The organism is Rhizobium sp. TAL182 (genome assembly GCF_002117725.1).
In the GTDB taxonomy this organism is placed as follows: domain Bacteria; phylum Pseudomonadota; class Alphaproteobacteria; order Rhizobiales; family Rhizobiaceae; genus Rhizobium; species Rhizobium esperanzae.
This window is the reverse complement of sequence record NZ_CP021024.1, coordinates 4,275,970-4,291,842: the sequence shown is the minus strand read 5'-3', so window position 1 is coordinate 4,291,842 and position 15,873 is coordinate 4,275,970. Positions and strand designations below refer to the sequence as shown.

At 62.0% G+C, this 15,873-nt stretch carries 17 protein-coding genes; 9 read left to right on the top strand and 8 right to left on the bottom strand.

Features of this window, described 5'->3' with window-relative positions; all coding sequences use genetic code 11:
- Window positions 1–31 precede the first annotated feature (31 nt).
- From rpsP to ffh, 3 genes are read right to left on the bottom strand one after another with little or no spacing between them, the layout of a single operon-like run.
- On the bottom strand, window positions 32–403 hold the full coding sequence (gene rpsP / locus Tal182_RS21375) for a 30S ribosomal protein S16 (protein WP_064805533.1): 372 nt from the start codon (window positions 401–403) through the stop codon (window positions 32–34).
- A 48-nt stretch (window positions 404–451) separates the two neighbouring features.
- Entirely contained in the window at window positions 452–772 is a 321-nt protein-coding gene (locus Tal182_RS21370) for a chorismate mutase (RefSeq protein ID WP_003543666.1), read from the bottom strand.
- 16 nt (window positions 773–788) lie between these two features.
- Complete coding sequence (ffh, locus tag Tal182_RS21365; RefSeq protein WP_085860666.1) at window positions 789–2,366, bottom strand: signal recognition particle protein; 1,578 nt, start codon at window positions 2,364–2,366, stop codon at window positions 789–791.
- Window positions 2,367–2,765: 399 nt separating this feature from the next.
- Between ffh and Tal182_RS21360 the strand changes: the two genes are divergently transcribed.
- The 6 genes from Tal182_RS21360 to Tal182_RS21335 all read left to right on the top strand — a co-directional run bounded on the left by Tal182_RS21360 (window position 2,766) and on the right by Tal182_RS21335 (window position 8,190).
- Window positions 2,766–2,990 (top strand): hypothetical protein, encoded by a 225-nt coding sequence (locus Tal182_RS21360; RefSeq protein WP_064805530.1) that lies wholly within the window; start codon window positions 2,766–2,768, stop codon window positions 2,988–2,990.
- A 112-nt stretch (window positions 2,991–3,102) separates the two neighbouring features.
- Window positions 3,103–4,008, top strand: coding sequence for a diaminopimelate epimerase (dapF, locus tag Tal182_RS21355; protein ID WP_085860665.1), 906 nt, complete (start codon window positions 3,103–3,105; stop codon window positions 4,006–4,008).
- On the top strand, window positions 4,005–5,276 hold the full coding sequence (mtaB, locus tag Tal182_RS21350) for a tRNA (N(6)-L-threonylcarbamoyladenosine(37)-C(2))-methylthiotransferase MtaB (RefSeq protein ID WP_085860664.1): 1,272 nt from the start codon (window positions 4,005–4,007) through the stop codon (window positions 5,274–5,276). The genes dapF and mtaB overlap by 4 nt, the downstream gene beginning before the upstream one ends.
- 16 nt (window positions 5,277–5,292) lie before the next feature.
- Window positions 5,293–6,885: a signal recognition particle-docking protein FtsY gene (gene ftsY / locus Tal182_RS21345; protein ID WP_085860663.1), complete on the top strand. Its 1,593-nt coding sequence runs from the start codon at window positions 5,293–5,295 to the stop codon at window positions 6,883–6,885.
- 76 nt (window positions 6,886–6,961) lie between these two features.
- Complete coding sequence (locus Tal182_RS21340) at window positions 6,962–7,606, top strand: septation protein A (RefSeq protein WP_012485534.1); 645 nt, start codon at window positions 6,962–6,964, stop codon at window positions 7,604–7,606.
- Window positions 7,603–8,190 carry a DUF2585 domain-containing protein gene (locus tag Tal182_RS21335; RefSeq protein ID WP_064811522.1) on the top strand — a complete coding sequence of 196 codons (588 nt, stop codon included), beginning with the start codon at window positions 7,603–7,605 and terminating at the stop codon, window positions 8,188–8,190. The genes Tal182_RS21340 and Tal182_RS21335 overlap by 4 nt, the downstream gene beginning before the upstream one ends.
- Window positions 8,191–8,230: 40 nt before the next feature.
- On the opposite strand, the gene Tal182_RS21330 is transcribed toward Tal182_RS21335, so the two are convergent.
- The 5 genes from Tal182_RS21330 to ccmA are packed head-to-tail and all read right to left on the bottom strand — an operon-like array spanning window position 8,231 to window position 11,119.
- A complete protein-coding gene (locus tag Tal182_RS21330; protein ID WP_085860662.1) occupies window positions 8,231–8,839 on the bottom strand; it encodes a DsbE family thiol:disulfide interchange protein in 609 nt (202 codons plus the stop codon).
- Window positions 8,836–9,003, bottom strand: coding sequence for a heme exporter protein CcmD (ccmD, locus tag Tal182_RS21325; RefSeq protein WP_064811520.1), 168 nt, complete (start codon window positions 9,001–9,003; stop codon window positions 8,836–8,838). The genes Tal182_RS21330 and ccmD overlap by 4 nt, the downstream gene beginning before the upstream one ends.
- Before the next feature lie 3 nt (window positions 9,004–9,006).
- Entirely contained in the window at window positions 9,007–9,768 is a 762-nt protein-coding gene (locus Tal182_RS21320; protein WP_085860661.1) for a heme ABC transporter permease, read from the bottom strand.
- A 47-nt stretch (window positions 9,769–9,815) separates the two neighbouring features.
- Window positions 9,816–10,475, bottom strand: coding sequence for a heme exporter protein CcmB (gene ccmB, locus Tal182_RS21315; RefSeq protein ID WP_085860660.1), 660 nt, complete (start codon window positions 10,473–10,475; stop codon window positions 9,816–9,818).
- Entirely contained in the window at window positions 10,472–11,119 is a 648-nt protein-coding gene (gene ccmA / locus Tal182_RS21310) for a heme ABC exporter ATP-binding protein CcmA (RefSeq protein WP_085860659.1), read from the bottom strand. The genes ccmB and ccmA overlap by 4 nt, the downstream gene beginning before the upstream one ends.
- A gap of 261 nt (window positions 11,120–11,380) precedes the next feature.
- On the opposite strand from ccmA, the gene acnA reads away from it, so the two are divergent.
- The 3 genes from acnA to Tal182_RS21295 all read left to right on the top strand — a co-directional run bounded on the left by acnA (window position 11,381) and on the right by Tal182_RS21295 (window position 15,873).
- Window positions 11,381–14,071: an aconitate hydratase AcnA gene (gene acnA / locus Tal182_RS21305; RefSeq protein WP_085860658.1), complete on the top strand. Its 2,691-nt coding sequence runs from the start codon at window positions 11,381–11,383 to the stop codon at window positions 14,069–14,071.
- A 346-nt stretch (window positions 14,072–14,417) separates the two neighbouring features.
- The gene (locus Tal182_RS21300) at window positions 14,418–15,158 is read left to right on the top strand and encodes a thioredoxin family protein (protein ID WP_085860657.1); all 741 of its coding nucleotides are present in this window, start codon (window positions 14,418–14,420) and stop codon (window positions 15,156–15,158) included.
- Between the two features lie 313 nt (window positions 15,159–15,471).
- Window positions 15,472–15,873: a DUF2794 domain-containing protein gene (locus Tal182_RS21295; protein ID WP_085860656.1), complete on the top strand. Its 402-nt coding sequence runs from the start codon at window positions 15,472–15,474 to the stop codon at window positions 15,871–15,873.

The following is a 15,873-nucleotide window of genomic DNA, read 5'->3' as shown; positions in this document are numbered from 1 at the left end:
ATGCCGCCCGCTCGAGAAGGGAATGTCCCGATTATTCCGCGGCGTCGGCAGCAGCTGCTGCAGCGTCGGCGATCTTCTGGGCCTTTTCGGCGGCGCGTTCCTGGGCGCGCTTGCCGGGCTTTGCCTTGATCGGGTTGTTCTTGGCTTCGCGCTTGGCAACGCCGGCTTCATCGAGGAAGCGCAGAACGCGGTCGGTCGGCTGGGCGCCGTTGTCGATCCAGTGCTTGATGCGCTCGGCGTTCAGCTGAACGCGCTTCTCGTCATCCTTGGCGAGCATCGGGTTCCAGGAGCCGAGGTTTTCGAGGAAGCGGCCGTCACGCGGGCTGCGCGCATCAGCGAGCACGACGTGGTAGTACGGACGCTTCTTGGAGCCACCGCGGGCGAGACGAATTTTCAGTGCCATGTTCTTTACTCCTTAGGCTTTTCTTGACCGCTTCGTAGGGCGGTGTGGTTATCGGGCTGCGGCGCTCTGTTCAGCGTGGTCCGCAGCGATCTGCTCATGATGCCGGATGACTTCCTTGATGACGAAGTTCAGGAACTTCTCGGCGAAATCCGGATCCAGATTGGCGGCCTTCGCCAGCTGGCGAAGGCGTTCTATCTGGTATTCCTCGCGCGCCGGATCGGCCGGCGGCAGATTGTATTTGGCCTTCAGCACGCCGACTTCTTTGGTGCAGCGGAAGCGTTCGGCCAGCATGTGCACGAGAGCGGCATCGATATTGTCGATCGACTGACGATAGCTCGCGAGCTGGGCTTTGACGTTTGGATCAATCATGGGGCAAGCGATCCTTTCACTTCTTCTTCGGCAAGCCGGGCAAGCCCGGGAAACCACCGCCAAGGCCCGGCAGCTTGGCGCCGCCGAGGCCCGGCAAACCACCCGGCAGACCGCCGAGACCGGGCATACCCCCGCCCGGTTTTCCCAAACCCGCCGCTTCCGCCTGCTTCTGCAGGGCTTCGAGCTGACGGGGATCGATATTCGAGAGATCGGGCATGCCGCCCATGCCGCCGCCGCCAAGCCCCATCTTGCCGGCAAGGCCGCCCATCATCTGCTTCATCAGGCCGCCTTTGCCCTTGCCGCCCATCATCTTCATCATGTCCGCCATCTGGCGGTGCATCTTCAGAAGCTTGTTGATGGCGGCGGCATCGGTGCCGGAGCCGGCGGCGATGCGCTTCTTGCGCGAATGCTTGAGCAGGTCGGGATTGGCGCGCTCGGCCTTGGTCATCGATTGGATGATGGCGATCTGGCGGCCGAAAAGCTTGTCGTCGAGGCCGGCTGCGGCCATTTTGTCCTTCATGCCGGCCATGCCGGGCATCATGCCCATGATGCCGCCCATGCCGCCCATCTTCTGCATCTGGCGCAGCTGATCGGCGAGGTCGTCGAGGTCGAACTTGCCCTTGGCCATCTTGGCGGCCATGGCGGCCGCCTTTTCGGCGTCGATATTCTCCGCGGCGCGCTCGACGAGCGAAACGATATCGCCCATGCCGAGAATGCGGTCGGCAATGCGGCGGGGATGGAACTCCTCGAGCTCGCTCATCTTCTCGCCGACGCCGATCAGCTTGATCGGCTTGCCGGTGACGGCGCGCATCGAAAGGGCAGCACCGCCGCGGCCGTCGCCGTCCATGCGGGTCAGCACCAAGCCGGTGATGCCGACGCGTTCGTCAAAATTGCGGGCGAGGTTGACGGCGTCCTGGCCGGTGAGGCTGTCGGCGACCAGCAGGATTTCATGCGGGTTCGAGCGCTTCTTGATGTCGGCCATCTCGACCATCAAGGGCTCGTCGATATGGGTGCGGCCGGCGGTGTCGAGGATGACGATGTCATGGCCGCCGAGCTTGGCCGCCTGCACGGCGCGGGCGGCGATATCGGTCGGCGACTGGCCTGCAATGATCGGCAGCGTGTCGATATTGGCCTGCGCGCCGAGCTGGCGAAGCTGCTCTTGCGCGGCCGGACGGCGCGTGTCGAGCGACGCCATCAGCACCTTTTTCTTCTCGCGCGTCGACAGACGATTGGCGATCTTGGCTGACGTCGTCGTCTTGCCCGAGCCCTGAAGGCCGACCATCATGACGACGACGGGGGCGGCCGCATGCAGGTCGATGCCCACACCTTCGCCGCCCAGCATCTCGATCAGTTCGTCATGGACGATCTTGACGACCATCTGGCCGGGCTTGATCGACTTCAGGATCTCGGCGCCGACGGCTTTTTCACGCACGCGGTCGGTGAAGGAACGCACGACGTCGAGCGCGACGTCGGCCTCCAGCAGCGCGCGGCGAACCTCGCGCAGCGCTGCGGAAACATCGGCTTCCGAAAGCGCGCCACGGCCTGTCAGTCCATTCAGAATGGATCCAAGACGGTCCTGGAGGTTTTCAAACATCGGCTCTTCCTTGATACGTTTCGGGCGGGTTGATCTGCCCGGAAACGTCGTGCTTTTCCTTGACGAAAACAAGACGCAAAGCCAAAAAGCACCCGAGGGCGCATCGCGCTGTCGGGTGTTGACCTCCGGGATCTCGAAGTCCCGGTCGGCGGCTCGGAGTCATCTGGCTCGTCGCGGATTGGGCGCGATAAACAGGAAAGCGGCGGGAAAGTCAAGGCGAATGCGGGCGGATGACCGCACAGCGGGCTTTTCGGAAGCGGTGCCACATGGGGCAAGCGGCTAAATTGCCGCTCACAATCCAATTCGCCATTCAGGCCAGTTGCAAAATATTCTGCTTGTGATTCTACTTTCTACTTAAGTGCGTCCTGTAAAATGATTCGTGAATATCCTTGATGCCGGATGATCCGGCGGAGATATCGAATGATCAATGCTGATATTGAAAGTTGGGCGCTGGCACGGGCCCATCATATTGTTCTCAACGAAGGCCTTAGTCTTGCAAAAGCGGCACAGGATCTGGATCGCAAACGATCCCGCTCGCTGGTCTACGAGCTGAGGAAGGTCATCACCGCCGCTATCGTCGAGGCGCATGCGGCGTCCTTCGAAGCCGACGGCGGGCAGCGGTAGAAGACGGACCGCCCGGAGGCTCAGTCGGCCGCAAGGCCTGCATGGCACTCACCCACTGGTAATTCCTTCGCGTTTCCGCCATATACAGCGGAAAGACGGACGGAATGACATCATGAGCGCAACGGTCGAATTCGCGAGGATGAACGGGCTTGGCAACAAGATCCTGGTCGTCGACATGCGCGGACGGCCTGATAAGGTGACGCCCGCAGCGGCGGTCGCGCTCAATGCCGATCCGCAGACCGAGTTCGACCAGATCATGGCGATCCATGATCCGAAGGCTGAAGGCACCGGCGCGTTCATCGATATCCTGAACTCCGATGGCTCGAAGGCGCAGGCTTGCGGCAACGGCACCCGCTGTGTCGTACAGGCGCTTGCCGCCGAGACCGGTCGGAAGGCCTTCACCTTCCAGACGGTCGCCGGCATCCTCAATGCTGTCGAGCACGAGGACGGGACGATCTCCGTCGACATGGGCAAGCCGGTGTTCGATTGGGACAGGATCCCGCTTTCGGAAGAATTCCACGATACCGGCCGCATCGAGCTGCAGATCGGCCCGATCGACAATCCGGTGTTGCATTCGCCTTCGGCCATGTCGATGGGCAACCCGCATGCGATCTTCTGGGTGGACAGGGACGTGATGTCCTATGATCTCGCCCGCTTCGGGCCGCTGCTGGAAAACCATCCGATGTTTCCCGAGCGCGCCAACATCACGCTGGCGCAGGTGACCTCGCCGACATCGATGACGACGCGCACCTGGGAGCGCGGCGCGGGACTGACGCTTGCCTGCGGTTCGGCCGCCTGTTCGGCTGCCGTCAGCGCAGCGCGCACCGGCCGCACCGGCCGCAAAGTGACGATCAATGTGGCAAGCGCCAAGCCGCCGGCCACACTTTCGATCGAATGGCGCGAGCGCGACGATCACGTCGTCATGACCGGTCCGGCCGAGTGGGAGTGGTCGGGCAGGCTCGATCCTGCGACCGGCCTGTGGTCGCGCGATGCGGACCGGGGAGCCGAGGCGCAGTGAGCGGCATCGAGGTCATTACCTTCGGCTGCCGCCTCAACACATATGAATCCGAAGTGATGAAGGCGCAGGCCGAGAAGGCCGGGCTCAACAACGCCATACTGGTCAATACCTGCGCCGTGACCGGCGAGGCCGTGCGCCAGGCCCGCCAGGCCATCCGCCGGGCGCGGCGCGACAATCCGCATGCCCGCATCATCGTCACCGGCTGTGCCGCGCAGACGGAAAAACAGACCTTCGCCGAGATGGCGGAGGTCGATGCTGTGCTCGGCAATGAGGAGAAGCTTTCGAGCGCCTCCTATCGCAGCCTGCCGGATTTCGGCGTTTCGGCCGAAGAGAAGTTACGCGTCAACGATATCATGAGCGTCAAGGCGACGGCGCCGCAGATGGTCAGGCACATCGACGGGCATGTGCGCGCCTTCATCCAGGTGCAGAACGGCTGCGACCACCGCTGCACCTTCTGCATCATTCCCTATGGCCGCGGCAATTCCCGCTCCGTGCCGATGGGAGCCGTCGTCGACCAGGCCCGCAGGCTGGCCGACAGCGGTTATCGCGAGATCGTGTTGACCGGGGTCGACGCCACCAGCTATGGCGGCGACCTGCCGGGCGCGCCGACCCTCGGGCTTCTCGCCAAGACGCTCTTGAAGCAGATTCCGGATATCCGCCGCCTCAGGCTTTCCTCGATCGACAGCATCGAGGCCGACGCCCATCTGATGGACCTGATCGCCGACGAGCCGCGCTTCATGCCGCATCTGCATCTGTCGCTGCAGCATGGCGACGACATGATCCTGAAGCGGATGAAGCGCCGACATTCGCGCGCCGATGCGCTGCGTTTCATCGAGGAGGCGCGCCGTCTTCGCCCCGAAATGAGCTTCGGCGCCGATATGATCGCCGGTTTCCCGACGGAAACGGAAGAGATGTTCGCCAGTGCCGTGCGGCTCGCCGAAGAGGCTGAAATCGCCCATCTGCATGTCTTTCCCTACAGCCCGCGTCCCGGCACGCCGGCCGCCCGCATGCCGCAGCTCGACCGGTCGCTGGTCAAGGATCGCGCCGCAAGGCTGCGCGCCACTGGACATAGGCTCCATCAATCCCATCTCGACGGCATGGTCGGAACCCGGCAATGGCTGCTCGTCGAAAACAACGGCCTGGCCCATACGGAAAACTTCACGCTGGTCGCAGCCGCCGGCCTTCGTCCCGGCGAACTTGTGCCGGCGACGATCACCGGCCACAATGGCAAGCATCTCGACATGCAATTGACGGCCGCAGCGGCCTGACTTTCACGGAATCCCCATGGCGCTCAGTTTCATCAAAAAGGTCTTCACCTTCGGCAAGCCGGCTGAAGAGCCCGTGCCCCAGGCGGTCGACAAGGAGCTGGAGCGGCGTTCGCGCGCCGAAGATCTGCCTGTCGCCGATGATCCGGTGCTGCCCGAGGAAATGGATACGGCCGGCGGACCGGCGGCGGATATCGGCGAGGGCGTGACGGTAGAGCATGTCGCGGCAGAGGATACGGAACCACAAAATCTGCCCGCCCCGGACCAGTTGAGCGAAATGGGCGTCGTGCCACTTTCATTGCTGGAGGCAGAGGCTGCCGCGGAGGCGGAAGCCCAGCCGATTGCGGGCAGCGCTACGGAAACACCCCCCTCTGTCCCTTCGGGACATCTCCCCCACAAGGGGGGAGATCATTTTGAGCCTGATGCACCGGCTTTGATCGAAAGGACCGGGGAAGTCGCAGAAGCGCCTGTAGAGGAAATTCAACCTGAGATCGATGAGGTACCGGGCGCCTCTATTCAGCCGATCTCCCCCCTTGTGGGGGAGATGCCCGGCAGGGCAGAGGGGGGTATCACGCCCACCGGGCCTTCCGAGACGACTGCGGAACAGCCGAAGCTGGAATCTCCCGTTCTTCCCAAAGGCTTCGCCACCGGCCCGGCAATCGTCGAACCGCAGCCCATTGCCCCGCAGCCGAAACTCAGCTGGTTCCAGCGGCTGCGCAACGGTCTGGCGCGCACCTCCTCGCAGCTGACCGGTCAGATCACCGCGCTCTTTACCAAGCGCAAGCTCGACGACGAGACGCTGCAGGATCTCGAAGACTTGCTGATCCAGGCCGATCTCGGCGTCGAAACCGCGCTGCGCGTCACCGATACCCTGGCTTCCGAGCGCTACGGCAAGGACGTCACCGGCGAGGATGTCAGCAGGATCATGGCGTCCGAAATCGCCAAGGTTTTGAAACCGGTCGCCAAGCCGCTGCAGCTCGATCTCTCGCACAAGCCGCATGTCATCCTCGTCGTCGGCGTCAACGGCACCGGCAAGACGACGACGATCGGCAAGCTAGCGGCGAAGCTTTCGGGCGCCGGGCTGAAGGTCATGGTGGCTGCCGGCGATACGTTCCGCGCGGCGGCGATCGAGCAGCTGAAGATCTGGGCCGAGCGGACCAATTCCGAATTCGTTGGCACCAAGATCGGCGCCGACGCCGCCGGCCTTGCCTATGATGCCTTCGAGCAGGCGAAGGCCAAGAAGTGCGACGTGCTGATCGTCGACACGGCCGGCCGCCTGCAGAACAAGGCCGAGCTGATGGCCGAGCTCGAGAAGATCGTGCGCGTTCTCGGCAAGCTCGATCCCGATGCGCCGCACACCGTGCTGCAGACGCTCGACGCGACGACGGGACAGAATGCGCTGAGCCAGGTCGAGATCTTCCGCAATGTCGCCGGCGTCAACGGCCTGATCATGACCAAGCTCGACGGCACGGCGCGTGGCGGCATCCTGGTGGCCATTTCCGCCAAGCACAAGCTGCCGGTCTATTTCATCGGTGTGGGCGAAGGCGTCGACGATCTGGAGCCGTTCGAGGCCGAGGATTTCGCGCACGCCATTGCCGGACTTCCCCAATGATGCCACAGATATGCCGCCGAAAGCCTGCAGGGCATGACGGGAACAGGTTTTCAGGAACAGCAGGTTTGACGAACGCATGACCACCGAAAGCGATATCACCCCGAGCGCGGCCGACCGGCATCATCCGCTGTTGAAGCTGGCGCTGGAGCTCGGGCCGCTGTTGATTTTCTTCTTTGCCAATCTGCGCGGCCAGTGGCTGGTGGAGCGGTTTCCTGCTCTTTCGGAACTTGGCGGTCCGCTGTTCGTCGCAACCGGGCTCTTCATGGCGGCGACGGTGTTTTCGCTGATCGTTTCGAAGATCGTGCTCGGCCATCTGCCGATCATGCCCTTCGTTTCCGGCATCGTCGTCGTTATCTTCGGCTCGCTGTCGATCTGGCTGCAGAACGAGACCTTCATCAAGATGAAGCCGACCATCGTCAACACGCTGTTCGGCGTCGCGCTGCTCGGCGGGCTCGCCTTCGGCCGGTCGCTGCTCGGCTACGTCTTCAACGCCGCTTTCCAACTCGATGCCGAAGGCTGGCGCAAGCTCACCATCCGCTGGGGCATCTTCTTTCTGTTCCTGGCCGTGCTGAACGAAGTCGTCTGGCGCAATTTTTCCGACGATACCTGGGTCGCCTTCAAAGTTTGGGGCACGATGCCGATCACCATCATCTTCACGCTGGCGCAGATGCCGCTGGTGCTGAAACACAGTATCAACCTGGAAACGGACGGCGAGAAGTGAGTGCCGCAGACGCCGAATATCGTGTCAGACGCCAGAATTTCTGGTTCGTCGCCTGCGTTGCGGTGCTGGTCGCGCAGATCGTCACCGAATATTTGATGGGCCGCGTGCCGATCTGCGCCTGCGGTTATGTCAAACTGTGGGAAGGCGGGGTCAATACCAGCGGCAATTCGCAGCATTTGTCCGACTGGTACACGCCGTCACATATCATCCACGGCTTCCTGTTTTACGGCCTCGGATATCTCATCCTACGCCGCAAGCCGCTGGCGGCAAGGCTGCTCCTAGCGCTGGTGATCGAATCCGGCTGGGAGCTGCTGGAGAATTCACCTCTCATCATCGATCGTTACCGCACGGCGACGATCGCGCTCGATTATTACGGCGACAGCATCCTGAATTCGGCGATGGACACCGTTTTCATGTGCGTTGGCTTCTTCTTTGCATCGCGGGCGCCGGTGGCGCTGACGGTGGCGATCGCCATCTTCTTCGAGATTTTCACCGGCTATGTGATCCGCGATAATCTGACGCTCAACGTGCTGATGCTGATCTGGCCGGTGGAGGCGATCAAGGTCTGGCAGGGTGGGGTTTAGGCCCACGTCGTTGCAAAAGACCCCTCATCCGGAATAATGCTTACGAAGCCGGTTTCGCCAGCGCCTTTTCCATCGCCGGAAACAGCCCTTCCTTCAGGCTGATATCGTCGAAGGGGCCGACGCGTTTGTAGAGGATCGTGCCGTCGGGGGCGACCAGATAGCTTTCCGGAATTCCGTAGACGCCCCAGTCGATCGCCGCCTTGCCGTTCGGGTCGACGCCGATCGCCCGGTAGGGATTTCCCAGTTCGCCGAGGAAACGCAGGGCGTTGTCGTTCTTGTCCTTGTAGTTGATGGCGACGATGTTTAGCCGACCGTCCTTCGCCAGTTCCTTCAAGATCGGGTGTTCGTCCCGGCAGGGGATGCACCAGGAGGCAAAGACGTTGACCAGGGTCAGCTTGCCTTTGATAGCCGCATCGGTGAGCGCCGGCAGATTTGCGCCGTCGAGCGGCGGAAGGTTCAGCGCCGGCGCCTTGGTGCCGATCAGGGCCGACGGGATTTCGGCGATGTTCTTGCCATGGAAATCCTGGTCATAGAGCATCTTTGCGGCCGTCGCGGCAATGGCGCCGAAGACGAACAGCGGCAGAAGCGCCAGGGCGTAGCGGCTAAGTCCGCTCGGCTTGCCGGGCTTGATTTCGGGTGTTTCGCTCATTCGCCGTCCCTCGCGGGCGCCGAGCGGCGGCGAATGCCCGCGGCTTCCAGGGCTGCGAGCTCACGCCGGCGCGCCCGGCCGTCGGCCCAGGTCCAGAGCGTGACCGCAACAGTCACGAGCGCCGCAAAGCCGTAGGAGGCGTAGACGTAGAAGGCATGCGTCATGATCTACTCCTCCCGGCTCGCCATCCGGGCGGCGAGACGGCGCTGCGCGGCGATCCGGCGGCGCCAGATCTCGTTCCTCATCGCCATGATGTGCAGGGTGAAGAAGAGCAGGGTGAAGGCGATCGCCATGACGAGCAGCGGGCGCAGGAATTCCGGATCGATCGCCGGACCGCCGATCCTGAGCACGCTCGCCGACTGGTGCAGCGTGTTCCACCATTCGACGGAGAACTTGATGATCGGAATGTTGACGAAGCCGACAAGGATGAGCACGGCTGAGACCCGCGCTGCCCTCGACGGATCGTCGATGGCGCGGCTCAGCGCAATCAGGCCGAGATACATCAGAAAGAGCACGAAGACCGAGGTCAGGCGCGCGTCCCACACCCACCAGGTACCCCACATCGGCTTGCCCCAGAGCGAGCCGGTGACCAGCGCGAGCAAGGTGAAGGCGGCGCCGAGCGGGGCTGCGGCCTTGGCGGAGACGTCGGCCAGCGGGTGGCGCCAGACGAGCGTGCCGATCGCCGAGAGGCTCATGATCGTGTAGCACATCATCGAAAGCCAGGCGGCAGGCACGTGGATATACATGATCCGAACGGTCTCGCCCTGCTGGTAATCGCCTTCGGTCGAGAAGCTGAGATAGAGGCCGGCCGCGAAACACAGCGCGGTGATGCAAGCCAGCCAAGGAATGACGCGGGCCGCCAGCGCCAGAAATCGCGTCGGATTGGCGAGATCGATGAATTTACGGATGGCAAGGCTTATGTCGTTCATGGCCGCTTCCTTATCCCTATCCGGCTGTTCCCGCAATCGAGTGACATTCAATCCGACGTGTTTCGCAGCGCGAGCGCAGCGGCGGCCGGGCCGATCACGGCAAAGAACAGCGTCAGCGCAGTCAGGATGAGGAAGGGCGGCAGGAAAGGGGCGGGATCCTCGACCGCGGCATAGGTGGCGCTGACGCCGAAGATCAGTACAGGGATGGTCAGCGGCAGGACCAGGATCGAAACCAGCAGGCCGCCGCGGGGCAGGGCGACGGCAACGGCAGCGCCGACGGCGCCAATGAAGGTAATGGCCGGCGAGCCGACAAGGAACGTCAGCATGGTCGCGCCGATCGCTGCCTCGTCCATATTCATGAAGAGGCCGAGCAGCGGCGAGGCGATCACCAGCGGCAGGCTGGTGGCGGCCCAATGGGCGAAACATTTCACCAGCACGGTCAGGACAAGCGGTGTTTCCTGCATCAGCATCAGGTCGAGCGATCCGTCGTCGCGCTCGGCCTGGAACAAGCGGTCGAGGCCGAGAAGGGCGGCAAGCAGCGCGCCGATCCAGACGATGGCTGGGCCGATGCGCGAAAGCAGCTTGAGATCCGGCCCGACGCCGAAGGGGATGACGGCGACGACGGTCAGGAAGAACAGCACGCCGATCAGCGCACCGCCGCCGGCGCGGATGGAAAGTTTCAGGTCGCGGAGGAAGAGGGCAGTCATCCCCACACTCCCTGATCCACGCCGGCAAAGCCCGTCATTTTCAATTCCTGCATATTCTTCAATCCCAGCGGCTGATGTGTCGCCGCCAGAAGAATGCCACCCTTTGCCAGATGCGCTTCGATCAATCCGGCGAACAGCCGGTCGGCGCTGGCATCGAGCGCCGCTGTGGGCTCGTCGAGGATCCAGACGGGGCGGTGGGCGACGAGCAGCTTGGCGAAGGCGAATCGGCGCTGCTGGCCGGCGGAGAGATAACCGAAGGGAAGGTGGGTTATTCCCGAAAGGCCGACGGCTTCGGCTGCCTCCTCAAGGGATAGGCCGGCAGGTGCTTTCGTTTCGTCGAGAAAGGCGCGCCAGAAATCGAGGTTCTCTGCAACCGTAAGTTCATTCTTCATTGCGTTTCGATGGCCGAGGTAGTGGCTGACCTCGCCGGGATGCCGGCCTTCCCGGCTGCCGTCGCCATGAAAGACGACAGTGCCTTTTTCCGGCCGCAGGAGGCCGGCAACAACACGCAGCAAAGTGGACTTTCCGGATCCATTTCTCCCCGTCAGCACAAGCGCCTCGCCGGCCGCCAAGTGAAAGGAAAGATTAACGAAAATCAGATCGTCACCGCGCCTTGCGGCCAGATTTTCGGCGGTGAGATGCATGCATCGGTTCTTTCTTCGTTTCGGCTTCCGGATGGGTCAAAAAATGTCCGATTTTGCTCGTTTCCGGGTATGGCAAGTTTTTAGGAAATTATCTATAAGACCTGCAACCACGCCAGCGGTCGGCGTGAATTTCATCCTTGCGCCGAACTTGGAGCATCTGCTCCACGTGCGGACAGCGGAAATGGCCGTACCCGCATCCTGATGTGCATTAAGTGCATAGGCGTTCGCACGACTGTGTTGGCTATCAGAACGGGGTCTCTCGTGTCTAAATCTCTTGACAGTTTCAATTGTCGTTCCACGCTTTCCGTTGGTGGAAAGGACTATGTCTATTACAGCCTGCCCAAGGCTGAGGCAAACGGTCTGGCCGGCGTATCGAAGCTTCCCTATTCGATGAAGGTGCTGCTCGAAAACCTGCTGCGCTTCGAGGATGGCCAGTCGGTCACCAAGGAGCACATCCTGGCCGTTGCCGCGTGGCTGAACAACAAGGGTGCGGTCGAAAACGAAATCGCCTATCGCCCGGCGCGCGTTCTGATGCAGGACTTCACCGGCGTTCCCGCCGTCGTCGACCTGGCCGCGATGCGCGACGCGATGGTGTCGCTCGGTGGCGATCCCGAAAAGATCAACCCGCTCGTTCCCGTCGACCTCGTCATCGACCACTCCGTCATCGTCGACGAATTCGGCACGCCGCAGGCTTTCGCCAAGAATGTCGAGCTGGAATATCAGCGCAACGGCGAACGCTACCGCTTCCTGAAGTGGGGCCAGCAGGCCTTCAAGAACTTCCGCGTCGTTCCTCCGGGCACCGGCATCTGTCACCAGGTCAATCTCGAATATCTCGGCCAGACCGTCTGGACCAAGGAAGAGGACGGCGAGACGATCGCTTATCCCGACACCTGCGTCGGCACCGACAGCCATACGACGATGATCAACGGTCTCGGCGTTCTCGGCTGGGGCGTGGGCGGTATCGAGGCGGAAGCGGCCATGCTCGGCCAGCCGGTTTCGATGCTTCTGCCCGAAGTTATCGGCTTCAAGCTGACCGGCAAACTCAAGGAAGGTGTCACCGCGACCGACCTCGTTCTGACGGTCGTGCAGATGCTGCGCAAGAAGGGCGTCGTTTCCAAGTTCGTCGAATTCTTCGGCCCCGGCATGGACAACATGCCGCTCGCCGACCGTGCGACCATCGGCAATATGGGTCCGGAATATGGCGCGACCTGCGGCTTCTTCCCGGTCGACGGCGAAACCATCAACTACCTCACCATGTCCGGCCGCACGCATGACCGGATCGCCCTCGTCGAAGCCTATTCCAAGGCCCAGGGCATGTGGCGCGACGGCGATGGTTCCGATCTCGTCTTCACCGACACCCTGGAACTCGACCTCGGCGATGTCGTCCCGTCGATGGCCGGCCCGAAGCGTCCGGAAGGCCGCATCGCGCTCGAAAATATCGCTTCCGGCTTCGCCGGCTCGATGGATGCCGACTACAAGAAGCCCGGACAGCTCAATAACCGCTATGCGGTCGAAGGCACCGATTTTGATCTCGGCCATGGTGACGTCGCGATTGCCGCCATCACCTCCTGCACCAACACCTCCAACCCGTCGGTGCTGATCGCTGCCGGCCTTCTCGCCCGCAACGCCGTCGCCAAGGGCCTGAAGACCAAGCCGTGGGTCAAGACCTCGCTGGCGCCGGGATCGCAGGTCGTCGGCGAATATCTCGCCAAGTCAGGCCTGCAGGCCGATCTCGACAAGCTCGGTTTCAACCTCGTCGGCTTCGGCTGCACGACCTGCATCGGCAATTCCGGTCCGCTGCCGGCGCCGATCTCGAAGACGATCAACGACAAGGGACTGATCGTATCGGGCGTGCTCTCGGGCAACCGTAACTTCGAGGGCCGTATCTCGCCCGATGTCCAGGCGAACTACCTCGCTTCGCCGCCGCTCGTCGTCGCTTACGCGCTTGCCGGCACGGTCCAGAAGGATCTGACCAAGGAGCCGATCGGCGAAGACCAGAACGGCAAACCGGTCTACCTCAAGGATATCTGGCCGACCGCGCACGAGGTGCAGGAGTTCATCCAGAAGTACGTGACCCGCGAGCTCTACGAAAGCAAATATGCCGACGTCTTCAAGGGCGACGTCAACTGGCAGGCCGTTCAGGTCCCGCCGGGCCAGACTTATGCCTGGGACGACAATTCGACCTATGTCCAGAACCCGCCCTACTTCGTCGGCATGGGCAAGAAGGGCACCGGCGTTGCCGACATCAAGGGCGCGCGCGTCCTGGGCCTATTCGGCGACAAGATCACCACCGACCACATCTCGCCGGCCGGTTCGATCAAGGCGGCTTCGCCGGCAGGCGCCTACCTCATCGGCCACGACGTTGCAGTTGCCGACTTCAACCAGTACGGCACACGCCGCGGCAACCATGAAGTGATGATGCGCGGCACCTTCGCCAATATCCGCATCCGCAACCACATGCTCGGCCCGAACGGCAAGGAAGGTGGTTACACCATCCACTACCCGTCGAAGGAAGAGACTTCGATCTACGACGCCGCCATGCAGTACAAGACCGAAGGCGTGCCGCTCGTCATCTTCGCCGGTGTCGAATACGGCAACGGCTCGTCGCGCGACTGGGCTGCTAAGGGTACCAACCTGCTCGGCGTCAAGGCGGTGATCGCCCAGTCCTTCGAGCGCATCCATCGCTCGAACCTGGTCGGCATGGGCGTCATCCCCTTTGTCTTCGAGGAGGGCACGACCTGGCAGAGCCTCGGCCTCAAGGGCGACGAACTCGTCACCATCGAGGGCCTGGACAAGATCAAGCCGCGCGAGCGGAAGATCGCCAAGATCACCTATAGCGACGGCACCGTTAAGGACGTTCCGCTGCTGTCGCGCGTCGATACGCTCGACGAGGTGATCTACCTCAACAATGGCGGCATCTTGCAGACGGTGCTGCGCGATCTCGCTGCCTGATTTTCGGAGTATGATGCCGAAAAACTGTGAGCGGTTTTCGGACGACATCATGTTCTTCTTCTTTGATGTAGATCCGGATTCAGATTTTAGGCCGGGCCGGCCTAAAATCATCCGGGTCTAGGAGAGTTGATTGATAATGGCCGCCGGAGAGCAATTTCCGGCGGCTTTTCTTTGCGGCGACAGTCTTTGCCGGAGGCTCACGATGATTTGTTTCAGCTGCGTTCCGGCCGAGCTGTGGTCTCACCCGTTCGTGATTTTTCGTTTGGACCGGGAAGGATTATTCGTACTCTGATATCTCAGAGCCTTCGGTTCCAAAACGCCGGCGCTGAAAAAGAGGTGCAGGTGAATGTCCCCCCGTTTCTTGATTTCGCTGATCGCCGGCATTGCTTTTGCAGGCTCGCTGCATGCCGAAGACGGCAAGCCCAGAGGCGTCGTCGAGCTTTTCACGTCGCAGGGCTGCTCCTCCTGTCCTCCCGCTGATGCCGCCTTCCGCAAGCTGGTGAACCAGGGCGACGTCATCGCGCTCGCCTATCATGTCGATTACTGGAATTATCTCGGCTGGGCCGATACGCTGAGCTCCAAGGAAAATACCGAGCGGCAGTACGGCTACGCCAGGACGATGGGCCGCAGCAACGTCTATACGCCGCAGGCGATCGTCAACGGGCGCGGCCATTTGGCCGGCGCCGATCTCACCGGTATCAACAGCAAGATCGACACATACAGCATCGAAGGCAACGGGCTGACCGTTCCCATCAGCGCGGCGATGCGCGGCGACGAGCTGGAGATCAAGATCGGCGAAGGACAGGGCAAGGCCAATGTCGTGATGGTCTATTTCGACAAGGAAAAGACGATCGACGTCGAAAAAGGCGAAAACAGCGGCAAGAAGATCTCCTATCTGCACAGCGTCACCAATGTCGAAACCGTCGGCATGTGGGACGGCAGGGCGACCAGTCTGACGCTGCCGGCGAGCGTCCTGCAGCGACCGCAGCTCGAGGGCTGCGCGATTCTGCTGCAGTCGGCGACGGCCGACGGCGATCCGGCAGCGATTCTCGGCGCAACCGTGGTGATGGCGGGAAAAAATATCTGATATTTCGCCCGATGACGGGTGAAATGCCGGGCGGCCCGGCCGAGCGTATTCGGGGCTGGGGTTAAGGTCGATACGCTCCGCCGGGCCCTTTGGCGCGCTGGCGCCAAACCGGGATGCATAAATCCCCTGCAAATGAGGCGCTGTTTTGACTGAAATGCGGCACAGGGGAGAAAGCATTGCTTGGTCCCCAACGAAGGTGCCTGGACGTGCGGCGCTGCGGTACGGCCAAATGTGAGGGGCCGCACTCTTGCAATTTGCGGCGGCTCGGGCAAACTGTCACTCTCCTGTCACAAGCGGAGGCCTTGGAGACCTGATGACAGATCAGCCGGATTTGCGACACGGCGAAAGCCGCTCCGTCGACAATAGTTCCTCGGTCGTCGTCGATCTCAGGGAGTACAAACAAAGCAAGGATCCGCTTCCGGTGACCTTCCACCGGCGTGAGCTGGACGCGATCCTCTGGATCTACGGCCGCATGGTCGGCGAGGGGGAATGGCGCGATTACGCCATCGACCATCTGAAGGACAGAGCAGTCTTTTCCGTCTTCAAGCGCTCCGGCGAGATGCCGCTCTTCCGGATCGAAAAGAGCCCGAAGCTTGCCGCCAAGCAGGGCGCCTATTCTGTCATCAACGTCAACGGCATGATCCTGAAGCGCGGGCACGAGCTGAATCAGGTCCTCAAGGTGTTCGACAAAGCATTGAAACTCGTCGATAAATAA